21 protein-coding genes and 1 other RNA gene are annotated in these 24,237 nt (G+C 62.4%); 1 reads left to right on the forward strand and 21 read right to left on the reverse strand.

The annotated features are described in order from the left end of the window. Positions 1-3 precede the first annotated feature (3 nt). The 11 genes from murG to rnpB form a co-directional block, all read right to left on the reverse strand. Positions 4-1,098: an undecaprenyldiphospho-muramoylpentapeptide beta-N-acetylglucosaminyltransferase gene (gene murG, locus ACQ4WO_RS21755; RefSeq protein WP_436483222.1), complete on the reverse strand. Its 1,095-nt coding sequence runs from the start codon at positions 1,096-1,098 to the stop codon at positions 4-6. Beyond that, positions 1,095-2,306, reverse strand: coding sequence for a putative lipid II flippase FtsW (ftsW, locus tag ACQ4WO_RS21760; protein ID WP_046683352.1), 1,212 nt, complete (start codon positions 2,304-2,306; stop codon positions 1,095-1,097). Before ftsW ends, murG begins: the two co-directional genes overlap by 4 nt. Continuing rightward, positions 2,306-3,862 (reverse strand): UDP-N-acetylmuramoyl-L-alanine--D-glutamate ligase, encoded by a 1,557-nt coding sequence (murD, locus tag ACQ4WO_RS21765; protein ID WP_436483223.1) that lies wholly within the window; start codon positions 3,860-3,862, stop codon positions 2,306-2,308. The genes ftsW and murD overlap by 1 nt, the downstream gene beginning before the upstream one ends. Next, positions 3,862-5,037 (reverse strand): phospho-N-acetylmuramoyl-pentapeptide-transferase, encoded by a 1,176-nt coding sequence (gene mraY, locus ACQ4WO_RS21770; RefSeq protein ID WP_034748886.1) that lies wholly within the window; start codon positions 5,035-5,037, stop codon positions 3,862-3,864. Before mraY ends, murD begins: the two co-directional genes overlap by 1 nt. A 2-nt stretch (positions 5,038-5,039) precedes the next feature. After that, positions 5,040-6,470 carry a UDP-N-acetylmuramoyl-tripeptide--D-alanyl-D-alanine ligase gene (locus ACQ4WO_RS21775; protein WP_436483363.1) on the reverse strand — a complete coding sequence of 477 codons (1,431 nt, stop codon included), beginning with the start codon at positions 6,468-6,470 and terminating at the stop codon, positions 5,040-5,042. Positions 6,471-6,481: 11 nt separating this feature from the next. Beyond that, positions 6,482-7,990 (reverse strand): UDP-N-acetylmuramoyl-L-alanyl-D-glutamate--2,6-diaminopimelate ligase, encoded by a 1,509-nt coding sequence (locus ACQ4WO_RS21780; protein WP_436483224.1) that lies wholly within the window; start codon positions 7,988-7,990, stop codon positions 6,482-6,484. Positions 7,991-7,998: 8 nt separating this feature from the next. Next, on the reverse strand, positions 7,999-9,777 hold the full coding sequence (locus ACQ4WO_RS21785) for a peptidoglycan D,D-transpeptidase FtsI family protein (RefSeq protein WP_034748891.1): 1,779 nt from the start codon (positions 9,775-9,777) through the stop codon (positions 7,999-8,001). Then, positions 9,777-10,046 carry a cell division protein FtsL gene (ftsL, locus tag ACQ4WO_RS21790; RefSeq protein ID WP_034748894.1) on the reverse strand — a complete coding sequence of 90 codons (270 nt, stop codon included), beginning with the start codon at positions 10,044-10,046 and terminating at the stop codon, positions 9,777-9,779. The genes ACQ4WO_RS21785 and ftsL overlap by 1 nt, the downstream gene beginning before the upstream one ends. Then, positions 10,043-11,014: a 16S rRNA (cytosine(1402)-N(4))-methyltransferase RsmH gene (gene rsmH, locus ACQ4WO_RS21795; protein WP_436483225.1), complete on the reverse strand. Its 972-nt coding sequence runs from the start codon at positions 11,012-11,014 to the stop codon at positions 10,043-10,045. Before rsmH ends, ftsL begins: the two co-directional genes overlap by 4 nt. A 9-nt stretch (positions 11,015-11,023) precedes the next feature. Further along, on the reverse strand, positions 11,024-11,452 hold the full coding sequence (gene mraZ, locus ACQ4WO_RS21800) for a division/cell wall cluster transcriptional repressor MraZ (RefSeq protein WP_034748899.1): 429 nt from the start codon (positions 11,450-11,452) through the stop codon (positions 11,024-11,026). A 662-nt stretch (positions 11,453-12,114) separates the two neighbouring features. After that, positions 12,115-12,454: RNase P RNA component class A (gene rnpB, locus ACQ4WO_RS21805), an RNA gene on the reverse strand. 198 nt (positions 12,455-12,652) lie between these two features. On the opposite strand from rnpB, the gene ACQ4WO_RS21810 reads away from it, so the two are divergent. Continuing rightward, on the forward strand, positions 12,653-14,356 hold the full coding sequence (locus ACQ4WO_RS21810; protein ID WP_436483226.1) for a thiamine pyrophosphate-binding protein: 1,704 nt from the start codon (positions 12,653-12,655) through the stop codon (positions 14,354-14,356). A 73-nt stretch (positions 14,357-14,429) separates the two neighbouring features. Here ACQ4WO_RS21810 and ACQ4WO_RS21815 read toward each other — a convergent pair whose 3' ends face one another. The 10 genes from ACQ4WO_RS21815 to ACQ4WO_RS21860 form a co-directional block, all read right to left on the reverse strand. Continuing rightward, positions 14,430-14,972, reverse strand: coding sequence for a hypothetical protein (locus ACQ4WO_RS21815; protein WP_436483227.1), 543 nt, complete (start codon positions 14,970-14,972; stop codon positions 14,430-14,432). A gap of 151 nt (positions 14,973-15,123) precedes the next feature. Next, entirely contained in the window at positions 15,124-16,188 is a 1,065-nt protein-coding gene (locus ACQ4WO_RS21820; protein ID WP_128141348.1) for a porin, read from the reverse strand. Between the two features lie 974 nt (positions 16,189-17,162). Beyond that, positions 17,163-17,624, reverse strand: a complete 462-nt coding sequence (locus tag ACQ4WO_RS21825; protein WP_436483228.1) for a nuclear transport factor 2 family protein — start codon at positions 17,622-17,624, stop codon at positions 17,163-17,165. Further along, positions 17,621-18,388: an SDR family NAD(P)-dependent oxidoreductase gene (locus ACQ4WO_RS21830; protein WP_436483229.1), complete on the reverse strand. Its 768-nt coding sequence runs from the start codon at positions 18,386-18,388 to the stop codon at positions 17,621-17,623. Before ACQ4WO_RS21830 ends, ACQ4WO_RS21825 begins: the two co-directional genes overlap by 4 nt. Further along, positions 18,385-18,945, reverse strand: coding sequence for a DUF3833 domain-containing protein (locus tag ACQ4WO_RS21835; RefSeq protein ID WP_436483230.1), 561 nt, complete (start codon positions 18,943-18,945; stop codon positions 18,385-18,387). The genes ACQ4WO_RS21830 and ACQ4WO_RS21835 overlap by 4 nt, the downstream gene beginning before the upstream one ends. After that, positions 18,936-20,216: an MFS transporter gene (locus ACQ4WO_RS21840; RefSeq protein WP_436483231.1), complete on the reverse strand. Its 1,281-nt coding sequence runs from the start codon at positions 20,214-20,216 to the stop codon at positions 18,936-18,938. Before ACQ4WO_RS21840 ends, ACQ4WO_RS21835 begins: the two co-directional genes overlap by 10 nt. Beyond that, positions 20,213-20,761 carry a chalcone isomerase family protein gene (locus ACQ4WO_RS21845; RefSeq protein ID WP_436483232.1) on the reverse strand — a complete coding sequence of 183 codons (549 nt, stop codon included), beginning with the start codon at positions 20,759-20,761 and terminating at the stop codon, positions 20,213-20,215. Before ACQ4WO_RS21845 ends, ACQ4WO_RS21840 begins: the two co-directional genes overlap by 4 nt. A gap of 2 nt (positions 20,762-20,763) precedes the next feature. After that, entirely contained in the window at positions 20,764-22,011 is a 1,248-nt protein-coding gene (locus ACQ4WO_RS21850; protein ID WP_436483233.1) for a class I SAM-dependent methyltransferase, read from the reverse strand. Then, positions 22,008-22,805: a DUF1365 domain-containing protein gene (locus tag ACQ4WO_RS21855; RefSeq protein ID WP_436483234.1), complete on the reverse strand. Its 798-nt coding sequence runs from the start codon at positions 22,803-22,805 to the stop codon at positions 22,008-22,010. The genes ACQ4WO_RS21850 and ACQ4WO_RS21855 overlap by 4 nt, the downstream gene beginning before the upstream one ends. After that, the gene (locus tag ACQ4WO_RS21860; protein WP_436483235.1) at positions 22,795-24,117 is read right to left on the reverse strand and encodes an NAD(P)/FAD-dependent oxidoreductase; all 1,323 of its coding nucleotides are present in this window, start codon (positions 24,115-24,117) and stop codon (positions 22,795-22,797) included. The genes ACQ4WO_RS21855 and ACQ4WO_RS21860 overlap by 11 nt, the downstream gene beginning before the upstream one ends. Positions 24,118-24,237: the final 120 nt, after the last annotated feature.

Here is a 24,237-nt window from a genome sequence, read left to right on the forward strand (position 1 = left end):
ACCTCATGCCAGTTTTTCCAATACGTGTGCGATCGCCTCATTGGCGTCGCGCTTGCCTGCTGCCAGTGCCGCTTGCGCCATGTGCTGGCAGGTATCCCGCGTCAAGGACGCCAGCAATGTGCTCAGCGACGCCGCACTCATTTCCGTTTGCGGCAGATGAATCGCCGCGCCTTGTTTTGCCATCCATTGCGCGTTGTCGCGCTGGTGGCTGGTGGTCGAGGCCACCAGCGGCACAAGCACGCTGGCCACGCCGGCCGCCGTCAATTCCGACAGGGTGATGGCGCCTGCGCGGCAAATCACCAGGTCGGCCTCGGTATACGCCCTGGCCATGTCGTCGATGAAGTCGACCACATTGGCTTGCACGCCCGCCTGCGCATACGCGGCATGCAGGGCGTCGATATTCTTCTTGCCCGACTGGTGCGTCACCAGCGGGCGTTCGGCCTCCGGCATCAACGCCAGCGCGGCAGGCAGATTGTCATTCAGCGCTTTCGCACCCAGGCTACCGCCCACCACGAGGATGCGCAACGGTCCGCTGCGGCCCACGAAGCGCGTGGCCGGCGGCGCCATGGCGAGGATCTCGGCGCGCACGGGATTGCCCGTGACGACGGCCTTGCCGGCGGCGCTGCCGAAATCGGCAGGGAAACCAAAGCACACCTGCTGCGCCAGCGGCACCAGGGTCTTGTTCGACAACAGCAGCGCCGCGTCGGCATTGACCAGCACCAGCGGCACGCCCTTCAGGCGCGCCATCAGGCCGCCCGGCACCGTGACGTAGCCGCCCATGCCCATCACCACGTCCGGCTTGCGGCGCGCGATGAAACGGCGGATGGCAAAGAAGCTGGCCAGCATCTTGAAGCCGCCCTTGACCGTGTGCGCCAGGCCCTTGCCGCGCATGCCCGAGAACGCAATGGCGTCCATGGGAATGCCGCTCTTCGGCACCAGATCCTGCTCCATGCCGTGGGTCGTGCCCAGCCAGCTCACTTCCCAGCCGCGCGCGCGCATCGTCTGCGCAATCGCCAGACCCGGGAAGATATGGCCGCCGGTGCCGGCTGCCATGATCATCAGTCTTTTCGTCGTTTTCAAATTCGTCACGTTGTTCATAGCCGGCCTCCGCGCATGAGGATCCGGTTTTCGTAATCGATGCGCAGCAAAATCGCCAAGCCGATACAGTTAATCAGTACACCCGTGCCGCCATAACTCATCAAAGGCAAGGTCAGGCCCTTGGTCGGCAGCAGGCCCAGGTTCACGCCCATGTTGATGAAGGTCTGCACGCCGATCCAGATGGCGATGCCCTTCGCCGTCAGGCCGGCAAAGGTCTGGTCGATGGCGATCGCCTGGCGGCCGATGTCGAACGCGCGCTTGATAATCCAGTAGAACATGCCGATCACGATCAGCACGCCGACCAGGCCCAGTTCCTCGCCGATCACGGCCAGCAAGAAGTCCGTATGCGCTTCGGGCAGGTAGTGCAGTTTTTCCACGCTGCCGCCCAGGCCCACGCCAAACAGTTCGCCGCGTCCGAAGGCGATCAAGGAATGCGTCAGCTGGTAAGCCTTGTTCAGCGCATTGTCTTCCTGCCACGGATCGAGATACGCAAAAAACCGCTCGCGGCGGAATTTCGACAAAGCGATGATGGTGACGAAGATCGCCGTCAGCATGGCGCCGATGCCGCCGAACCAGATGGCGTTGACGCCACCGAGAAACAGAATGCCCATGGCGATGCAGACGATCACGCCGAAAGCGCCCAGGTCGGGCTCCATCAGCAGCAGCAAGCCGACGAAGCTCACGGCCAGCGCCATCGGCATGAAGCCCTTGGTCAGCTTGTGCATGTATTCCTGCTTGCGCACCGTGTAGTCGGCCGCGTACAGCACCATCACCACCTTCATCAGCTCGGACGGCTGCGGCCGCAGGCCCGGCAGGTTCAGCCAGCGGCGACCGCCGTTGACCGACACGCCCAGGCCCGGTATCAGCACCATCACCAGCAGCACCAGGGTGCCGATGAACAGCCATGGCGCGATCTTTTGCCAGGTGGCGACGGGGATGCGGAACACCAGCGCACCGACGATGATCGACACGCCGATGAACAGCGCCTGGCGCACGACGAAATAATTGTTCGTGTAGGCGGCGAACTTGCGCGCATCCGACAGCGAGATCGACGCCGAATACACCATCACCATGCCCAGCAACATGAGCAGCAGGACCACCCACACCAGCGGCTTGTCGTAGTCCATCATCTTCGACTGCCGCGCGCGGCTATCCAGCGGCTTGGCAGCCGAGCCGGAACCAAAGCTGAAGGGCAGTTGGAAAGCCATCAGATATCCTGTCCGTTTTCCAGGGCGATGTCGCGCACGGCGTCGACAAACACCTGCGCGCGGTGCGCATAGTTCTTGAACATATCCAGGCTGGCGCACGCGGGCGACAGCAGCACGGCATCGCCGGCCAGCGCCAGGCTGCTGGCGCGCTTGACGGCTTCGGGCAAGGTGCTGCAATCGACGATGTCCACGCCGGCCGGCTCGAGGGCCGCGCGCAGCGCAGGCGCATCGCGGCCGATCAGCACCACGGCGCGCACATAGCGCGATACGGGTTCGGCCAGCGGCGAAAAATCCTGTCCCTTGCCGTCGCCGCCAGCGATCAGCACCAAACGCTGTTCCGCGCCGCCAAACGCCTTGCCCAGGCCGAACAGGGCCGCGACTGTCGCGCCCACGTTCGTGCCCTTGCTGTCGTCGTAGTATTCGACTTCATTGACTGCCGTGATCAGCTCCACGCGGTGTGGCTCGCCCTGGTATTCGCGCAAACCGTGCAGCAGCGGGGCGAATGGCAGGCCGATGGCGCGGCACAGGGCCAGCGCCGCCAGCGCATTCGAGGCGTTGTGCTGGCCGCGGATTTTCAGCGCGTCGGCCGGCATCAGTTTCCTGGCCATCGTCGGCACCGGTTCCGGCGCCGGATCGTTCTTCTTGCGCTTTTTCTCGATCACTTCTTCGCTGGGCACGGCTTGCGCCAGCCAGAAGATGCCCCGTTCATTGACCAGGCCAAAGCTGTCCACGTCCACCGGTTCGCCCGTGCCGAAGGTGATCGTCTCGGTCAGCGGATCGGCCATGTGCATGACGGCCGCATCGTCGCGGTTCAATATGCGCACGGTCTCGTCGCCGAAGATGCGCGCCTTGTCCTCGGCATACGCAGCCATGTCGCCGTGCCAGTCCAGGTGATCCTGCGACAGATTCAAGACCGTGGCCGCATCGGCCTGCAGGCTGAACGTCGTGTGCAGCTGGAAGCTGGACAATTCCAGAATCCACGCTTGCGGCAAGGTGCTGGCGACGGGTTCGGCCGCTTCAGCTTCCGCATCCACGGGCTGCGGCGCAGGCTCGGCATCGAGCACTTCCCGCAGCACGTCGAGCGCGGCCGGACTGATATTACCGGCCACGCGCGTTGCCAATCCCGCGCGTTCGCACAGCAGGCCTACCAGGCTGGTGACGGTCGTCTTGCCGTTGGTGCCCGTGATGGCGATGACTTTCGGCGCATAGCCGCGTTGCGCCTTGAGCGCGGCCAGCGCCTGCGCGAACAGTTCGATCTCGCCCCACACGGGGATATTTTTTTCAGCAGAGGCCGGCGCAATGTGCGCCAGTTCGCGTCCCGGCGCCAGGCCCGGGCTGACGGCAACGAAATCGACGCCATCGAGCAGGTCGGCCGTGAAGGCGCCGGCGATGAACTGTGCCTGCGGCACGGCGGCCTGCAACGCGGCCAGGCGCTCGGGCGCCTCGCGCGTGTCGGCCACGCGGACTAGAGCACCGCTGCGGGCCAGCCACAGGGCCATGGCCAGCCCCGATTCGCCGAGGCCCAGTACCAGTGCGGTTTTAGCGTCGTACATCATCAGCGCAGCTTCAAGGTGGTCAGGCCGAGCAGCACCAGCATCATGGTGATGATCCAGAAACGCACGACAACCTGCGTCTCCTTCCAGCCTTTTTGTTCAAAATGGTGATGCAATGGCGCCATCAGGAAGACGCGGCGGCCGGCGCCATAGCGCTTCTTCGTGTACTTGAACCAGACGACCTGGATGATCACGGACAGCGTTTCGACAACGAAGATGCCGCCCATGATGAACAGGACGATTTCCTGGCGCACGATGACGGCGATGGTGCCCAGTGCGCCGCCCAATGCCAATGCGCCCACGTCGCCCATGAACACTTTCGCGGGGTGCGTGTTATACCAGAGGAAGGCCAGGCCGGAACCGGCCAGCGCGCCGCAGAAGATCACCAGTTCGCCGGCGCCCGGGATGTGCGGGATGAACAGGTAGCGCGCATACGTGGCGTTACCTGTCAGGTAGGCGAACAGGCCCAGGGCCGTGCCGACCATCACGGTCGGCATGATGGCCAGGCCATCGAGACCATCGGTAAAATTGACGGCGTTGCTGGTGCCGACGATGACGCAATAGGTCAGCGCGATGAAGCCCCACACGCCCAGCGGATAGCTGATGGTCTTGAAGAACGGGACGATCAGGTCGGCCTTCGGCGGCAGGTCCATGGCGAAGCCCGACTGCACCCAGGCGTAGATCAGATTCCACACGTGGCCCGCGTCAGGCTCCGACACGGAGACCGAAAACGCCAGGTAAAACGCGGCGACGATGCCGATCAGCGACTGCCAGAAGTATTTTTCGCGCGAGCGCATGCCTTCCGGGTCCTGGTGCACCACCTTGCGGTAGTCGTCGGCCCAGCCGACGGCGCCAAAGCCCAGGGTGACGATCAAGACCGGCCAGATGAAACGGTTCGACAGGTCGGCCCACAGCAAGGTGGAAATGCCGATGGCGATGAGGATCAGCACACCGCCCATGGTGGGCGTGCCGTGTTTTTTCAGATGCGTTTGCGGGCCGTCCGTACGCACGGCCTGGCCAACCTTCATGCGCGTGAGCATGCGGATCACGGCGGGACCGGCGCACAGGCCGATCAGGATCGCCGTCAAGGTGGCGAAGACGGCGCGGAACGTAATGAAGTTAAAGACCCGCAATGGGCCAATGTCGTCCTGGAAATAATGAGCGAGCCAGAGCAGCATGATTAGTGAGCTTCCTTGTTATTGTTGTTTGAACCAATCAAATGCTGCACGGCCCGTTCCATCTTCATGAAACGGGAGCCCTTGATTAATACGGTTGCATCCGAACGGCCGGACAAATGCGCATCGAGCGCCGCCAGCAAACCGTCGAACTGTTCGAAATACTCCACGACCGTGCCTGATTCCTGGCTCGCGGCAGCTTGCGCCGGATTGAGCAGATGGCGCGCCAGGCCGCCCGTCGCCAGCACGTGTTCAATGCCTTTGGCGGCGGCGTAGGCGCCGATCTCTTCGTGGAACTGCTGCCCCTGCGTGCCGACTTCGCCCATCTCGCCCAGCACCAGGATGCGTGGTGCCGCAGCCTGCGCCAGCACATCGATGGCCGCGCGCGCCGAATCCGGATTGGCGTTATACGTGTCGTCGATGATGGTGGCGCCGTTGGCGGCACGTTTTTTCTGCAGACGGCCATTCACGGGCGCGAACGCCTCCAGGCCCTGCTTGATGTGTTCCGGCGCGATGCCGGCGCCAACGGCGCATGCCACGGCGGCCAGCGCATTGCGCACATTGTGTTCACCGGCCGCCTGCAAGCCGACAAAGAACTGGCGCAGACTGCCGTCCTGCGCGCGCACGCTGACGAACAGGTCGCTGCCAAAATCCTCGGCCGCGCGGTGCGTACAGCTGACGTCCGCCTCTTTCGACAGGCCGAAGGTGATGACGGCACGCGCGCCGGCCAGCTCTCGCCACACGGGAGTGAATTCGTCGCCATGCGGGCAGACGGCCACGCCGTCGTCTGCCAGGGCCGCCAGCGCGGCGCCGTTTTCGCGCGCTACCGCCTCGACCGTATGCATGAATTCCTGGTGTTCGCGCTGCGCGTTGTTGACCATCGCCAGGGTCGGCGCGGCAATCGCGGCAAGGCGGGCAATTTCTCCCGGATGGTTCATGCCCATCTCGATGACGGCCGCCTTATGCTGCTCGCTCAGGCGGAACAGGGTCAGTGGCACGCCGATCTCGTTATTCAGGTTGCCGCGCGTGGCCAGCCGACCCTCTTCGCCAAAGGCCGCCGCCAGGATGGCTGAAATCATCTCCTTGACGGTAGTCTTGCCATTGCTGCCGGTGACGCCGATGACGGGTAAATTGAAGCGGCCGCGCCAATGGTTGGCGATGCGGCCCAGCGCGGCCAGGGTATCGGCCACCACGATGGCCGGCACCTTGCCGCTGTCCCAGCCTTCGGGCAGGCGCTCGACCACCACGGCGGCGACGCCGCGCGCGGCCACCTGGTCGAGGAAGTCGTGGGCGTCGAAACTCTCGCCGCGCAGGGCGACGAACAGCGAGCCGGCTGGGGCGCTGCGGCTGTCGGTGGACACGCCGTCAAAAACGGCGTCGCCCGTCAGCTGCGCGCCTTGCAGCGATGGCATCAGTTCCGTCAGGCTTGCATGCATGAGGCGATCCATCAGTTCGTCCTCATCATCGTCAGGCGCGCGGACAGGGCCAGCTGCGCATGGTCGGCGTCGGAGAACGGCAGTTTCTTGCCCTTGATTTCCTGGTACGGCTCATGGCCCTTGCCCGCCAACAGGATCACGTCCGGCTTGGCCGCGTGCTTGATGGCCGACAGGATGGCGGCGGCGCGGTCTTCGATGGCTTGCGGCTGCGGGCCGTCTGCGCGCATGCCGGCGACAATCTGCGCGATGATGGCGTGCGGATCTTCGCTGCGCGGATTGTCGCTGGTGACGAGCACGTGATCGGCCAGCTGCGCGATGGCGCCCATCTGCGGACGCTTGCCCGGATCGCGGTCGCCGCCGCAGCCGAACACGCACCACAGCTGGCCGCCCCGCTCTTGCGCCACCTGGCGCAAGGCAGCCAGGGTTTTTTCCAATGCGTCCGGCGTATGCGCGTAATCGATGACGACCATCGGCGCTTCCTGGCCGCCCACCTGCTGCATGCGGCCCGGGGCCGGCTGCAGCGATTCGATGCCGTCGATGGCCGCGCGCAGGCCGGTGCCGTGCGCCAGCAAGGCGCCCAGCACGGCCAGCGCGTTGCTGATATTGAAGTGGCCCACCAGCTGCGTCTTGACCAGCGCCACGCCCAGCGCGCATTCCAGATGGAAGTCGGTGCCGGCATTGCGGCTGCGGAACTGGCTGGCGCGCAGCATCAGCACACCCGGCAAGTCGGGCAAGGCTGCAGCATCCTGCAAGGTGTAGCCGATGACCGGATATTCGCCGGACAGCTTGCCATCCACGTGGCGCGCCAGGCGCAGGCCCATGGCGTCGTCCAGGTTGATGACGGCCGTTTTCAGGCCGGGCCAGTCGAACAGTTTGACTTTGGCCGCCTCGTAGGCCGCCATGTCGCCATGGTAGTCGAGGTGGTCGCGCGTCAGATTGGTAAACATGGCGACGTCGAAATGCATGCCTGCCGCGCGGTCCTGGTCCAGGCCGATCGACGATACTTCGATGGCAACGGCCTTGGCGCCTGCGTCGCGCATGGCGGCCAGTTTGCGCGCCAGCAGCACGGCGTCCGGCGTCGTGTAGCCGGTGACGTCGAATTCAATGGCGCCGCGCGGCTTGCACAGGCCCACGCCCAACGTCCCGATGACGGACGACGTTACACCCAGGCGCGCCAGCGCTTGCGCCAGCCACAGCGCGCACGAGGTCTTGCCATTCGTGCCCGTCACGCCGGCGCTGAACATGGCGCTGTCGGGCATGCCGTAAAAAGCATGCGCCACGGGGCCGGCCAGGCGTTTCAGGTCGCTGACCAACAGGTGCGGCACGCTCCATGCGGCGTTCCATTCCACGGCGTCATGCACGATGGCGGCGGCGCCCTGCGCGATGGCGGCGCCGATGAAATCGGTGGCGCCCGCATAGGCGAAAAACACGTCGCCGCGCTGCACGCGGCGCGAATCGGACGTCAGCTGCCCCGACGGGGCAGCCGTTTTGATCCACAAACTGATGTCTTGTATGGTCATGAGTGACTTCACATGGCCTCCGGGCCGGCGTTGGCCGGGACCACAATTTCGGTAACGGAGGAATCGGGCGGTACGTTCATCGCGCGCAGCGCGTTGGTCGCAATTGCCGCGAAAGCGGGAGCGGCAACCTGGCCGCCATAGTGGGCGGGGCCGGTCGGTTCATCGATCATCACGGCAATGATGAAGCGCGGCGCCGACATCGGCACCATGCCCACGAAAGAGCCGATGTATTTGCGCGGCATCGCATAGCGGCCGTTTTCCACTTTATAGGCGGTACCCGTCTTGCCGCCCACGCGGTAGCCGGCAACCTGGGCGCGCTTGGCCGAGCCGTGCGCGCCGGAGACCACGAGTTCGAGCATGGCGCGCATTTCGGCGGCCGTCTTCGGCTTGATCACCTGCTGGCCCACGGGCAGTTCATTGACCTTCTGGAACGACAGGGGAATCGTGTCGCCGTCGCGCGCGAACATCATATAAGAGCGCGCCAGCTGGATCAGCGACACGGAAATGCCGTTACCGTAGCTCATGGTGGCCTGTTCCACCGGGCGCCACGATTTATACGGACGCACACGGCCGGCCACGGCGCCGGGGAAGCCCCATTTCGGCTGCTGGCCGAAGCCCACCTTGGTAAACATTTCCCACATTTCCTGCGACGGCATGCCCAGCGCGATCTTCGAGGTGCCGATGTTCGACGACATCTCGATGATTTCGGAGACATTGATCACGCCGTGCGGCTTGGTGTCGGTGATCGTGCGGTCGGCGATGGTGTAGCGGCCCGGGCCCGTGTCGATCAGCGTGCCCGGCTTGACCCGGCCCGTGTCGAGCGCCAGCGAGACCGTGATCGGTTTCAGGGTCGAACCTGGTTCGAAGGTATCGGTCATGACGCGGTTGCGCAGCTGCTGGCCCGTGAGCTTGCGGCGGTCGTTCGGGTCGTAGCTCGGGTAATTGGCCAGGGCCAGCACTTCGCCCGTGTGCACGTCGAGCACCACGGCGCCGCCGGCCTTGGCGTTGAATTTCTCCACCGCTTCCTTCAACTGCGTGAAGGCGATGTACTGGATCTTGCTGTCGACGGACAGAGTCAGGTCCTTGCCGTCATGCGGTTCGTGGATGAAGCCGATGTCTTCGACGATGTGGCCCAGGCGGTCCTTGATCACGCGGCGGCTGCCGGTGGTGCCGACGAGGGTTTTCTGCTGCGCCAGTTCCATGCTTTCCTGGCCCACGTCTTCCACGTTGGTAAAGCCCACCACGTGGGTCATCACTTCGCCCTGCGGATAGAAGCGCTTGTATTCCTTGCGTTCGTCGATGCCGTCGATGCCCAGCTTGGATATCTTGTCGGCCACGTCCATCTCGACCTGGCGTTTCAGGTAAACGAAGCTGCGGTCCGAATCGAGCTTCTTGCGCAATTCGTTGACGTTCATTTCCAGCAGGCCGGCCAGCGCATTGATTTTTTCCGGTGACGCCTGCAGCACGTCGTCGGGAATCGCCCAGATGGCTTTCACCGGGACGGACGAAGCGAGCACCTGGCCATTGCGGTCGGTGATCTTGCCGCGCGTGGCCGGCAATTCCAGCGTGCGCTCATAGCGCGCCTTGCCCTGCTTTTGCAGGAACTGCGTCGACACGCCCTGCAGCCACAGGGCGCGCGCCCCCAGGCCGGCGAAAGCGAAGAACAGCAGGAACAGCACGACGCGCGAACGCCAGACGGGCAGACGCACCGCCAGTACGGGGTTCTTCGAGAATGGCACGCCTTTCGATGCCGCCACCCGGCCGTTGCTATTACCGCCCAACTTCATTATTCGCCCTCCGTCAGGTATTGCGTACGCGCCGCCGTCAGCGGCGTCATGCTCAGGTCGCGTCGCGCGATCGATTCGATGCGTTCATGCTTGCCCAAAGTGGACTGGTCCAGCTGCAGTTGCGCCCAGTCGATGTCGAGCTGGCGCGACAGCGCTTGCGCGCGTTCCAGGTCGATCAGCAGGTGGCGCGACTGATACTGCGCGTTCACCAGCGACAGGCCGCAGCACACCAGCAGGGCCGACAGCACGACACACAGCTTGCCAGTCATCGGGCGCCGCCACTAACTGGAATGGGCAAACGCTGCGCCACGCGCATCACGGCCGAACGCGAACGGGGATTGCCCTCGATCTCGGCGTCGGACGGCTTCATTTTCGAAATCAGCTTCATTTCCGGCTGCGGCAAGTCGACCGCGCGGATCGGCAGGCGGCGGTCAGGCTGCTCCACGTTCGCCTTCGAGGCGAAGAAGCGCTTGACCATGCGGTCTTCCAGCGAATGAAAACTGATCACGGCCATGCGCGCGCCGGGCGCCAGGCAGGCATACGCCTGGCTTAGACCGATCTCGAGATCCTCGAGCTCTTTGTTAATGAAAATGCGTATGGCCTGAAAGGTGCGGGTAGCGGGGTCCTTACCCTTCTCGCGGGTCTTGACGGCGCCTGCCACGATGCCGGCAAGCTGTCGTGTGCTTGAAATTGGCTGGACTGCCCGGCCAGCAACAATCGCCTTTGCAATCTGAAAAGCAAACCGTTCTTCCCCATAATCGCGTATCACTTTCTCTAAATTCTGCTCGGTTTCCACGGCCAGCCATTCGGCCGCCGAGATGCCGCGCGTGGTATCCATGCGCATGTCCAGCGGTCCGTCGTTGCGGAAGCTGAAACCGCGCGCCGCGTCGTCGACCTGCGGCGACGAGATGCCCAGGTCGAGCAAAATGCCGTCCACCTGCTGCACGCCGCGTTCGGCCAGACTGGCCGTCATGGTGGCAAAGCTGTCATGGACGATCTGGAAACGGGGGTCGGCGATCTGTTCGGCCGTGGCAATCGCTTGCAAATCCTTGTCGAAGCCGATCAGGCGCGCGTCATCGGCCAGGTGCGACAAAATCAAGCGGCTATGGCCGCCGCGGCCAAACGTACCATCGACGTAAACGCCGTGCGCACGGTCGCCCGTCAGGTCGAGGGCATCGACCGCTTCATCGAGCAGCACCGTGCGATGCTGAAATTCCGGCACCGTGAGTTGTGTCATTACGGAGCCTTAGAAAGAAAAATTGGAAAGTACATCGGGGGTGCCGGCATCGATCGCCTGCTGTTCTTTGTCGGCCAATTTGGCGGCATCCCATATTTCAAAGTGGCTGCCCATGCCGATCATCATGACTTCGCGCGCCAGCCCGACGGCGTTGCGCAATTCGGGCGAGATCAGCACGCGGCCGGCCGAGTCCAGCTCGACGTCGACGGCGTTGCCGAGGAAGATGCGCTGCCAGGCGCGCGCCGACATGGGCCAGGCGGCGATTTGCTGGCGGTGGCTTTCCCACACGGGACGGGGGAAAAACAGCAGGCAGCCATCGGGGTGTTTGGTCAGGGTCAAACGGCCTTCGCATTGAATCGCCAGCGCGTCACGGTGCTTGGCAGGGATAGACATCCTGCCTTTGGCATCGAGATTGATTGCGGACGCGCCTTGAAACACGAAAGACCTTTTTTTGAGCTTGGGTTGCGACGCTTGCGCATCGCGATGAAAAGGGAAAATTTCCCACAAAAACACACTTTTTCACACAGTTGCCCACTTTAGAGGAAGCAAAGATAGTGGTCAAGCGGTTTCCGATTGGTAAAACAGGAATTTTATTAATGAAATTAAGGACTTAGCGCATATCGTTGAAGGAGTCTCAAATAAAAATATATCGATAAATTAGATACTTATGAAAGATAGTGAATGTGGTACCTCATCTGCACACATGTGTTTTCCTACCGTAAACATCGAAAAAAACGAAATCGAAAAATTGAATTTTTTACAGTTAGTTAACACATGACAATAATTTCGTCATCCAGGCACAACAGCAATCAAGCACCGCAAAAGACTTGGTTTAAAGAAAAAAATAATCGTCCGTGGCGCGTAGCGGCCCAGCTTTCCGGGGCTGACCTAACGAGGGAAAACTATTTTTGCAATGCAGCAATTAATTAAAACCAAGAAACTTTAACCAATTGTTCATTTTAAATTGTATATACAACTTTATCTCCGCCGCTCTATTTTTAGAAACAAAAAAAGCCCCGTTGCGGGGGCTTTTTGGCGGCGCGCAGCGATCAAAGCGCCGCGACCGAGATGCTCCCTGGCAAACCAGAGAGCGGAAATTCAAGTGAAGCAGGCCGATAGGCCGGATTTTGTTACGGCGCCTTCCCTTGCAGGTCGGCGCTATGACAGTCATTCCTCTAGGCGCCAGATTACTCGGGCGCTCAAGCTTTCTACCCGCACGCTCCGCGAGCAGCATCATCGCGTGCCTATTTGAAATTGCACCAGGTGGAGGTTACCGCGTTTCACCGTAACTTAATACGCTCGTCTCTGTGGCCCTATTCCTCGCCTTATACCTTGCGGCTTTCAGCGGACGGCCGTTAACCGTCACCCCGCTCTATGGAGTCCGGACCTTCCTCCCGCCAGCGCATTGCTGCGCCGGCCAGCGACTGTCTGGCCTGCTTCACCCGCCATTGTACCGCGCCGCAGCAGATTTCTGCAAAAGCGCGCCGCACCAGCCGGGGGATTGTGTAATTCGGTGTCGCCATTTCAAAAGCCGGGCCAAATCGGCTCACATAGAATGAGGCAAGCTGCTTGCATGCAGGCGCATGCGCACCGCTTGCCCCACTACTTTGCCACCCACTAGAATATAAAGAGCCGAACATGACGCAACAACCCCGTACCGGCGGCCAGATCCTGGTCGATGCCCTGCAGATCCACGGTGTCGACACCGCTTTTGGCGTGCCTGGCGAAAGCTACCTGGACGTGCTCGACGCCCTGCACGACTCGGGCATCCGCTTCATCATCAACCGCCAGGAAGGCGGCGCCGCCTTCATGGCCGAAGCCTACGGCAAGCTGACGGGCAAGCCGGGCATCTGCTTCGTCACGCGCGGACCGGGCGCCACCAACGCCTCGATCGGCGTGCACACGGCCTACCAGGATTCCACCCCGATGATCCTGTTCATCGGCCAGGTGGGCAACGATTTCGTCGACCGCGAAGCGTTCCAGGAAATCGACTACCGCCGCATGTATGGCCAGATGGCCAAGTGGGTGGCGCAGATCGACCGCGCCGAGCGCATTCCCGAATACCTGGCGCGCGCCTTCCAGGTGGCCACCAGCGGGCGCCCCGGCCCCGTCGTGCTGGCCCTGCCGGAAGACATGCTGATCTCCCTGGCAACCGTCGCCGACACGCGCGCCTATCAACCGGTACAAGCGGCACCGTCCGACGCCCAATTGCAGCAGCTGCGCGGCATGCTGGCCACCGCGAAGCAGCCGCTGGTCTTGCTGGGCGGCACCACCTGGACGCCGCAAGCGTGCGCCGACCTGCAGCAGTTCGCGGAAAGCAACCACCTGCCCGTCGCCTGCGCCTTCCGTTTCCAGGACTTGCTCGACAATGCACACCCGAACTACATCGGCGACGTCGGCATCGGCATCAATCCGAAACTGGCCGCGCGCGTGAAAAATGCCGACCTGGTGATCGCCATCGGCCCGCGCCTGGGTGAAATGACGACGGGCGGCTACACCCTGTTCGACTCGCCCGTGCCGCGCCAGCGCCTCGTGCACATCCATACGGATGCCGAAGAACTGGGCAGCGTCTACCAGGCCGAGCTGATGATTAACAGCGGCATGCCGCAAGTGTGCGCCATGCTGGCCGCCATGGCCCCCGTCGATGCTTCCGTATGGAAACATACTGCGGCCGAAGCCAAGGCCGAGCTGACCGCCTACCAGGAGCGCCCGCCCATCTTCCAGGATGGCCAGGCGCCGCTGGACCTGTGGCAAGTGACGCAGGAGATCATGGCGCAAGTGCCGTCCGACACCATCCTGACGAACGGCGCCGGCAACTACGCTTCGTGGGCCCACCGCTTCTACCGCTACGGCGGCCTGCGCACGCAGCTGGCGCCAACCAACGGCGCCATGGGCTACGGCGTGCCGTCGGGCGTGGCGGCCAAGATCGTGCATCCGGAACGCACCGTGATCACCTTTGCCGGCGACGGCGAATACATGATGAATGGCCAGGAACTGGCCACGGCCGTGCAATACCAGGCGGGCGTGGTCATCATCGTCTTCAATAACCAAATGTTCGGCACCATCCGCATGCACCAGGAGCGCGACTACCCGGGCCGCGTGTCGGGCACGACCCTGCACAACCCGGATTTCGCGGCGCTGGCGCAAGCGTACGGCGCGCATGGCGAAGTGGTAAATACGACAGAAGAGTTCGCCCCTGCCCTGCAACGGGCGCTGGCGCACGCCAAAGCGCACAACTTGCCGGCCCTGATCGAACTGCGCTACGACGGCAACCTGATCACGCCGAACGCGACCTTGGCCACCATCCGCGCCACGGCGGAAAAAGTGCAGGCGGCCAAATAAGCTCCTTGCAACGCTGCAAATAACAAAGGCCCGGTCGATACCGGGCCTTTTTCTTTTTGACAGCTGCAATCGCTCAGGCAGCGGGCACTGGCGCGCTTTCCTCGGCAGGCACTGACTCGGCCGGCGCTTCCGGCATCGGTGGACATGGGGTGCAATGCTTCAGGGGACGGCCAAAATCACGCACGCGGCTCAGTTTCATCGGCATGCGCACGTTGCCGCCGCAGTAATCGCCTTCCAGGGTCAGGGTCTGCCCATCCTTGGAAAACTTGCCGACGATGGTGCGCTCTTCGCTGTCGGCACCGGCGATGGTGAAGTCGAAGGCGCCTGTGGCGGCGTCCAGGTTGACGTCGTTGGCCACGATGGGCCAGCTCAGCGCGCCTGCCGTGAATTCATAGATGACGGAATCGGCCTCGGCAAAGCGGTGCAGGGTGACGCGCTGGCCGCCGATTTCGCCGCTATCCTTTTGCAGGCACAGGTCGGAGTAGACGGCCACGCCGTAGCGCTCCAGTCCGGCCGGCTTCTTGCCCTTGACGGCCGCGACAGCGGCACCCGTGGCGCCAGCGAGCAGCAGCGCGGCCAGCATGGCGGCCAGGCGCGGCGATGTGTATGAATACATGGCATTCCTTTACTTGAGTAACGGCGCCATTATAACTGGCGCCGCCAATGCAAAAACGCGCCGCCAGGACTAGCCTGGAGACGCGTTTCCTTGCTTATCAGCATCCCCAAAGGGATGCTGGCAGCGGTACTAAGCTTCGCTTGCGCGAAGATTAGAACGAGTGACGAACGCCAACGTTGAAGGCTTTGTCGCCCGTACCAACATTGCTGTTGTTACCAACGGTGTAGCCAGCGTTGTTTTTGTTCGAGATTTTAGCGTACGAAGCGTAGGTGCTGGTGCGCTTCGACAGAGCGTACGAGTAGCCCAGCGAGAACTGGTTAGCATCGGCGTTCGCGCTGTTTTTGTCGTTCACGTGGATGATCGAAGCCATCACGGTGCCTGCTGGACCAACTGGTACCGTTGCGCCGATCAGAGCGGTGGTGCTGTCGGTGCTGAAGCCAGCCGAAGTGTAGTCAAACGCGTTAACGTTGCCGTTGTTGCGGATGGCGCTGTTTTGGCCTTTGTTCACGCCGTATGCGACGTAAGCTTTAGCAACTGCGAAGTCGTAGTTAGCTGCAGCCAACCAGTTACGGCCGCTACCGGTTTCGGTCAGCGCGGTGTCGTTGCTGGTGTTGTTGTAAGCGATACGAGCGTTCAGAGGACCGTTCGAGTAGCCAGCCGACGCGCCGATTTTGCGGCCGATTTTGTTCGACTCAGCGTTTTCGCCGAAGGTGTAAGCCACGTCAGCGTCAAAGCCGTTGAAGTTTGGCGAGGTGTACAGCACGGTGTTGCTGGTGCGGGTGTTCGCTGGGAACAAGTTTTTAGCGGAACCAGCGTAGCCAGCTGCGAATGGATCAGCAACTTTCGACAGGGTGTTGTACCAAGGGGTGTATTGACGACCCAGGGTCAGGGTACCGGTCGTTTTGCTGCTCAGACCAACGTAAGCTTGACGATTGAACAAGGTACCAGCAACGTCTTGTTGACCGTTGTCAACGCCGAAACCCGATTCCAGAACGAACAGTGCCGACAGGCCGCTGCCCAGATCTTCGGTGCCTTTGAAGCCGATACGGGAAGCCGAAGCAACGCCGCTGTCCAGTTTGTTAACGTTGCCGTTAACACCGCCGCGCTCGCTGACGAAACCAGCGTCAACGGTACCGTAGATGACAACGCTCGATTGAGCTTGGGCTACGCCAGTGGCTGCTGCCAGAACTGCCAGGGTGATCAGAGTTTTTTTCATTGCGATTTCCTTTAATTTTTGAAGCAAAAAGTAATACAGCCTATGCATCTCGAGCTGCGCTCTAACAGAGCGCTTTTTATGAGTGAGGGCAAGGTCTCCACCTGCCACATTGCTGTTCCGGTCAGGGGAACATTCATATCGGTATCGGCACGCTATTGCACCGATAAGCTTGAAGGCTGCATAACGACCGTCATTCGTGCGCCGGTTCGGTGCTCAAACGGCACCGGAAGCGGCACTATAACGACCGTTTCACATTCCATCAAGTTCCAACATGTTACTTCCGGTACCAGGCCGAGGGCTTTTTCAGGCATCCCGACCATCGCCAACCGTACTACGCGACAGAGCCAGTGCCCCTTGCCAACCAATGCATTGGCCTGATTGACCATTCCATCATAGCGCATGCCTTGTCGACATCCGTTGTATTAGTGCAACAGTATCAGGCGAGTGATTAAAACGTCAACATGCTTTACCCGTCATTTGCCGTCCAAGATTTACGCGACAAAGCGCACAATTTGTCAGGTGATAATGGATAAACGGAACGAAGCATACACGGCATCGCCAATCTTTGCTGCCGAACGCACAAAAACGGGAATTGATGCGCCCGTTTTTGGTGCGTTGCCGCATTATTCAGGGGCGTAGGCGCCATTTTCGACGTCGGCGCGCGCGTCAAAAAAATAGGCAAAGTATTAACAGAATTACTGACTTTCCGGTAATTTAAATTGCTCACATAGAAATGTTTTCCATGTTTTCCAGATAATGCTTCCACACGTCGATTGGGACGGATGAGGTCGACTCTTGCTTGCAAATTGCACATCACTTGAAACAATTTCTTACAATGTTGCCTTCTCAATATTTTGGCATATTTGTGTCTAAAAAACGACATTTTGACCGAAATCAAGTTTTCAGCGGCCCGATTCCACACTATTTACTTCTTCTTTTTTGCAGTTTTTTCTTAAAAGCATCAAGAAACTCCATTAGCGCTGGCTTGCGCGCCGCAGCAGGCGCATGAAACCGCCCAGCAAGGGCAGTTTTTCATACAATTCTTCCGCCGCATCCCAATAGTCACGGTGCACGACCACCCTTCCCTGCGCATCAAAGCGCACATGGGTTGCACCACGAATGCACTGTTCGCCAGATACCAACCGTTTCATGCGAAAGCGAAACTCCCACGTCAGGAAAGCTTGCTGCCCCTGCCCCAGGCTTTCCAGCACGACAAACCGGGGCGCATCGACTTGCACGAACATGTGCTCGAAGATGGCCAGGATGGCAGCATGCCCCACCACCTCGTTGAACGGGTCCTTGAAGTGGGCGTCTGGCGCATACACGGCACCCCGCTGAGCCAGGCCTTCCAGGCTCAGGTGCTCGTAAAACGCCACCAGGCGCGCCAGCGCCGCTGCCACGCGTTCCGTTGCCGTGTCAGGCATACTTGCGCTCATACGCCCGTCACCTTGCGAATCAACCAGAAATAGGCGCGGTACGGCAACAGCCGCGCCAGCCGCAGGGTGTTGGTAAAGCGTTTGGGAAAGTGGATGTGGAACTGGCCCCGCTCGATGCCGTCGAGCATGGCGGCGGCCGCGTCCTGCGCCGTCATCAGGGCCGGCATCGTGAAATCGTTGTCCGCCGTCAAGGGCGTGGCGACAAAACCGGGGTTGATTTGATACACATCAATCCCGCGTGGATGCAGGTCCAGATACAGCGACTCCGTCAGGTTGATCAGCGCCGCCTTGCTGGCGCCATACGCGAGCGCCTTGGGCAAACCGCCGTAACCGGCCACCGAGGCGACGATGCCGATGCCGCCACTGCCCTGACGCAACAACCACGGCAAGGCTTGCTCCAGGCAATTGAAGACGCCGCCCACATTCAGGGCCAGCAAATCCTGGGCCGCCTCGAGGTCGAAGCTATCGGCGCGCATGGCCTGATAGCCGCCAGCGACCACCAGTATCAAGTCGATATGCATCCACTGCTGCTGCAATTGCGCGCTGACGGCGCGCAGCTGCGCGTGCTCGGTGATATCGAGCGGCAATGCCTGCGCCAGAGGCTGCCCCTCGCACAGCCGCTCAAGGCTGGCGCGATGGCGCGCTGACAAGGCTACGCTCGCGCCCTGTTCCAGCAGCAAGGTGGCGCACGCGGCGCCGATGCCGCTGGAAGCGCCGATGATCCACACATGCTTGCCTGCCCAGCTCGTGATCTTGCGATTCATGGGGCCGCCTGCGGACGCTTGCTGAACGACAAGGTGACGGCGCCCAGGCTGAAGCCGAACTTGCTCATGGCGGCGCGGTTCAGCATGACCTTGTCATCCATCAGGAACATCCAGTCCTCGAAGTCAACGTGGTAGACCGTGCCGTCGACGGGCAGCGCCAGCACGTATTGCCAGCGCAGCGCATTGCCCGCCACTTCGCCGACGGCTTCGCCGATCACGTCGGGCGCCGTGCCGATGAAGCGCCCGGGCGCCGTCTTGCGCAAAGTCCACACGCGCCGTTGTCTGCTGCCGTCCGAATACGTGAAATCCTCGTCCAGGGTGCCAATCTCGCCCGCCCAGCTGGCCCGCATCACGACGGTGAAGCGCTTGACCACCTTGCCGGAGCGGTCCTGGAGGATGCCATGGGCGTCGAGCGTGCCGTTGAAGTACTGCTGCAAATCCAGCTTGGGTGTTTCCTGCGCGTACATGGCCGGCGTGAGCGGCGTGGAACAGGCGGTCAGCGCCAGCAGCAAGGCGGCCGCCGTCATTCCGCGCCGGCAATATTTCATCAGATGCATGGTCGATACTCCCCGGTTTCACTATATATATGTTGTAGAGGCGCGCGCCACAGCAGCAGCGCCGCCAGCAGTTTCAGGGCGCAGGGCAGCAAGGCATAGGCGGCAGCCAGGGCCGGCAAGCCGCCGCCGCTGTTGCCAGGCACATAGCCGAGCCAGGCCAGCAGGGGCAAGGCGATGCCGGCCGCCAGCGCCAGGCTCATCTGCACGCCCCAGTTCCACCAGCCGAAATATGCCGCTTCATGCCGCCCGGCATGGCCAGCCGCGCCGATCAACCCTGCCAGCAGAGCCGGCGGCAGGGCCAGGTCGGCACCCAGCGCCAGGCCCGACAGCAGGCAGATCGTGGCAAAACCCCAGGCGGCGCCCGCGCCCAGGCCATACGCCCAGACAAACACGGTCGCGGCCAGCAGCATGGCGCCGCCCCAGGCGCTCGCCTCGCCAAAGCGGCGCGCCAGGGCCACCCATGCGGGCATCGAGGCGGCTGCCGCACAAAAGTAGACGATCAGAAACGGCCCAGCGTAATGGCCCAGGCGCAGGTAGTCGGTGGCAAAGAACAGGAACAGCGTGGCGGGGATGGCGGCCGCCACGCCATTGACGAGCAAAACGGCAAACAGCCAGCGAAACGCGCGCTGGCGAAACGGCAGCTTCCAGCCATTGCCGGAAACCGCTTCTGCGGCGCTGCGCAAGGCGGGACGCGGTGCACGCGCCAGCAGCAGCGCGCCCGCGGCCAGCAGGCAGACGGCAAAGGCCAGCGACAAGCCGTCATAGCCGAACACGGAAGTGAGCCCCGCCGCCAGGATCACGCCGAACAAGCCGCAGCCTTCGCGCACGGCCGTCACGCGCGCCCGCTGCGCGCGCAGCTGGCTCAGAGCCGCGCCCCAGCTCTGATGCGCGATGCCGGCCAGGCCATACGCGGTGTAGACGAGCAGCAAGGCAGCCAGGAACCAGGCCAGAGTCGCCGTTTCCTGCATGGCGGGGGGATGGAACAGGGCGCCAAAGCCCAGCAGCAGCAAGGGCAAAGAGGCGCCGACATATACGGCATAGCTGCGCCCGCCACGCGCCATCCAGGCACCGAGGGCCGGATCGATGAAGGCGGCGGCGATGCGGGCCGCCAGCAGCACGGCGCCGATCTGCGCCAGATCCAGGCTGCTGCGCTGCGCATAAAACGGCGCCACATATATATAGATGGGTAGCGCCAGCATGGACAGCGGCAGGCCGAACAGGCCATAACTGAACAAGGCAGGCAAGTTCAAGGCGCTGCCCACGGCATTCATGGCAGCGGGGCCGCACTCTGCAGCAAGGCCGCGCGCAGCTTCGGTGCCGTCGTCGATGGCGACAGCCAGATGGCAAAGAAGGCACGCGCGAAGTCGCCGTCCGTCACGTCAGCCAGCACCTTGCCATCAAGGTAAAAGCGCACGCCGGGCGCGATGCCGGCCCGGTAGACGCCCGCGATGCGCTGGTCTTCCTTAACGTCAGGAAAGATGCGCTGCATGGTGGACAGCCAGGCCAGGCGCTGCGCTTCCGTGCCCACGCCCAACTTTTGCATCTGCTCATGACTGGCTTCGGCGATCTTCTTGCCGTCGAGCGCACGCGCATAGCGCAATTCCAGCACAAACGGCGCCGTTTCGGACGCCGCGCCCTGGTAGCCTTGCGGGCCCACCCACAGTTGCGCCCGATAAATACGCATGCCGAACCACGTGTATTCGCCCCCGCCCGCCAGCCGGGCTTCAGGCACGTCGGCAGCGATAAAGGCCGGCGGAGCAGCCGCGGCACCCAACACGGTCAATGACAGCACAATAGTGGCAAGCAGGCGGCGCATGGTCAGTCCTTGATCAGGGTAAATTGCATCACATCCGTGTTGTGCGCCTGGAAGGCGGCCTCGCAATACGCGAGGTAAAACTCCCAGGTCAGCAGGAAGCGGCCATCGAAACCCTGCTTTTCCAGCGCCGTGCGCTGGGCCAGGAAGCTGGCGCGCCACTGGCGCAAGGTTCCCGCGTAATCGAGGCCAAAGCTGAAGGCGTCTTCCACGCGCAAGCCCTGCGCCTCGGCGGCGCGGCGAAACTCGGCCGGCGAAGGCAGCATGCCGCCCGGGAAAATGTACTGTTGAATAAAATCCGTGCTCTTGCTGTAGCGCTCGAACAAGTCATCGGCAATGACGATGGTCTGGATGCAGGCGCGTCCGCCCTGCTTCAGGTTGCGCGCCACGCATTCGAAATAGCCGGGCCAGTAGCTTTGCCCCACGGCTTCGAACATTTCGATCGACGCGATGGCGTCGTACTGGCCGGCGCTGTCACGGTAATCGCACAGTTGCAAATCAGCCTGCTGCGCCAGCCCCGCCTCCTGCAGGCGCTGGCGCGCATAAGCGAGCTGTTCGGTCGACAAGGTGAGGCCCGTCACGTGGGCGCCGTAGCTGCGCGCGGCCGTTTCCGCAAAGCCACCCCAGCCGCAACCGATTTCCAGCACCCTGGCGCCCGGCTGCAGTTGCAGCTGATCGGCGATGCGCCGGTATTTGGCTTCTTGCGCCTGCTCCAGGCTGGCGCCTTCGGTGAATAGCGCGCTCGAATACGTCATCGACGGATCGAGCCACAACTGATAAAAGGCGTTGCCGATGTCGTAATGGGCGTGAATATTCTTCTTGCTGCCTGCCCGCGAATTGCGGTTGAGAAAATGCCGCAGTTTGTAGACGAGGTTGCCCCACCAGTTGCCATAGATCAGCGATTCAATCTGCGCGCGGTTGCGTATCATCAGCTCGATCAAGCCCGGCAAATTGTCCGTGCGCCAGTCGCCGGCAATAAACGTTTCCGCAAAACCGATGTCGCCCGAGCGCAGGACGGCCGAGCACAAGCGCCAGTTCTGCAGATCCAGGGTAACGGGGTGGCTGCCGTCGCCGTACAGCAAGATGCTGCCGTCAGGCGTGCGCAGGCGCAGGGCGCCATGCTGCAATTTTTCCAGCAAGCGCAAGATCACGCGTCCGGAAGCGGGCACGTCCAGGTGCGTGTGATCGGCCGTGTGGTCGGGACGGACGCAGGCGCGCGCCTGCAGGCTGGTCGGCAGGGAATCGGAGCTCATCGGGACACCTTTTCTTGTGGTGGAAGGGGTTTGCTGAAAAACGGCACGCGGCGCAGCCACAGGCGCAAGGCTTGCCAATGGATGCGCGCCATCACGCCAAACGTCATCAGGGGATAGCACAGCAGAGCCCAGGCGATGGCGCCATCGCGCAGCGGCTGCGCCGTGCCGGACAAGCTCGTCTGCAGCAGCGGACCGTCGAGGTCGTCGTAATCGACCTTGGCCAGGTGGCGCTCACGCCCCTGCTCGCCGTTGCGCAGGAAATGGAAACGATAATTTCCTTCCACCTTGCAAAATGGCGAGACGTGGAAAATTTTTTTGGCGCGCAACTCGCTGCCATACGCGATGGCGCCGCCCTGCTCGAGCAGGTACAGGTGGCGCTCGCCGAAGGTATTGCGCACGTCGCAAACCACGGCGCGCAGCGCGCCATCCGGGCGGTGGCAAAACCAGAAGCTGACGGGGTTGAAGACATAGCCGAACATGCGCGGCATGGTTTGCAGCCAGATTTCACCGCCCGCGTCCAGCACGCCATGTTCACGCAGCAAGCCATCGATCCAGTCCAGCAGCGGCGTCGCGCCATCGCCATGGTCGCTGTCGCGGAAGGACAGCACATTGGCGCCGTTGCGCGACATCAAACGGGCAGGAAAATCGCGCGCCCCCATGCTGCGCAAGGGCAGACGCAGATAAAACATGCCGTAAGCAAAAGCATGCGCGCGCGGGCGCAGCCGCGCATGGCGCACCCGTCCCAGGCACAGCTGGGGCTGTGGTGCCACGGGCGGCGATGGATCACGCGGCATGGCCAAGCTCCGCCGCCGCCATGCCATTGAGTATTTGCGCCACGGCCAGGCCCGACTTCAAGCCGTCCTCATGGAAACCATAGCCCGTCCAGGCGCCCGCGAACCACGTGTGCTGCGCGCCTTGGAAACCGGCCAGGCGCGCCTGGGCGGCAATGGCCGCGCCATCGAACACGGGATGGGCATACGAAAATTCGTCGATGATGGTCGATGGAGCAGGCTCGTCGAGCGGATTGAGCGACACGATGACGGGCGTGGTAAAGGGCAAGGGTTGCAGCTGGTTCAGCAAATAATGCACGCACACTTGCGGCGCATCGCCGTGCGCGGCCGGCCTGCCCTGGTAATTCCAGGCCGACCAGGCCTTGCGGCGCTGCGGCAGGCAAGACGCATCCGTATGCAGCACGGCGCGGTTGGGCTGGTAACGCACGGCTTCGAGCACGGAGCGCTCGTCGTCGCGGATATCTCCCAGCAGGGACAGCGACTGGTCGCTGTGGCAAGCGAGCACGACGTGATCGACATGCTCGACGCCGGCGGCCGTGTGCAGCTCGACCATGCGCGCGCCATCGTGCGGCTGGCGGCGCACGGCCAGCACGGGGCAAGCGAGGCGCTGCTGCGGGATGCCCGCCAGCAATTTTTCCACGTACACGCGCGATCCGCCCCGCACCGTGCGCCATTGCGGACGGTCGCTCACTTGCAGCAAGCCATGGTTGTGGCAGAAACGGATGAACGTGGCCAAGGGAAAGGCCAGCATCTGGCGCGCCGGGCACGACCAGATGCAGGCGGCCATCGGCAGCAGATACCAGTGGCGGAACTCGTCGCCATAGTTATGCAGGTCAAGGTATTCGCCCAGCGACATGGCCGGCGCCGGCACGCTGGCCGTGGCCGTGGCCAGGGCCAGGGCGCTGGCCTGGCGGTTGAAGCGCACGATATCGCGCAGCATGCGCAGGAAGGCGGGGCGCAGCAGGTTGCTGCGCTGGGTAAACACGGTATCGAAATTCGCGCCTGCCCATTCCAGCACGCGCGCATCGGATGCCGTACCCAGCGGCATTTTGACGGAGAACGACATGTCGCTGTCGGCCGCCTCGACACCGAGTTCGTCAAACAGTTGCACCAGGTTCGGGTAGGTGGCGTGGTTAAACACGAGAAAACCCGTGTCGACGCCATGCGTGACGCCATCGAGCGTGACGTCCACCGTATGGCTGTGGCCGCCAAAATAGTCGCCCGCCTCGTACAAGGAAACGTCCTGGCCCGCCTGCGCCAAGCGATAGGCACACGACAATCCTGCGATTCCTGCTCCGACGACGGCAATTTTCATGAGTGCACCTGTATTAAGTTTGTCCTGGACAAATAAGCCTCTTGGATAATCGATGAAATATTGATTTATGTCAATGAGCGCTCTCAGCCGTTCAGAAACTTATACGTAGGCAATTTTCAA

Origin of the sequence: Janthinobacterium aestuarii (assembly GCF_051380835.1) — a bacterium.
In the GTDB taxonomy this organism is placed as follows: Bacteria; Pseudomonadota; Gammaproteobacteria; order Burkholderiales; family Burkholderiaceae_D; genus Janthinobacterium; species Janthinobacterium aestuarii.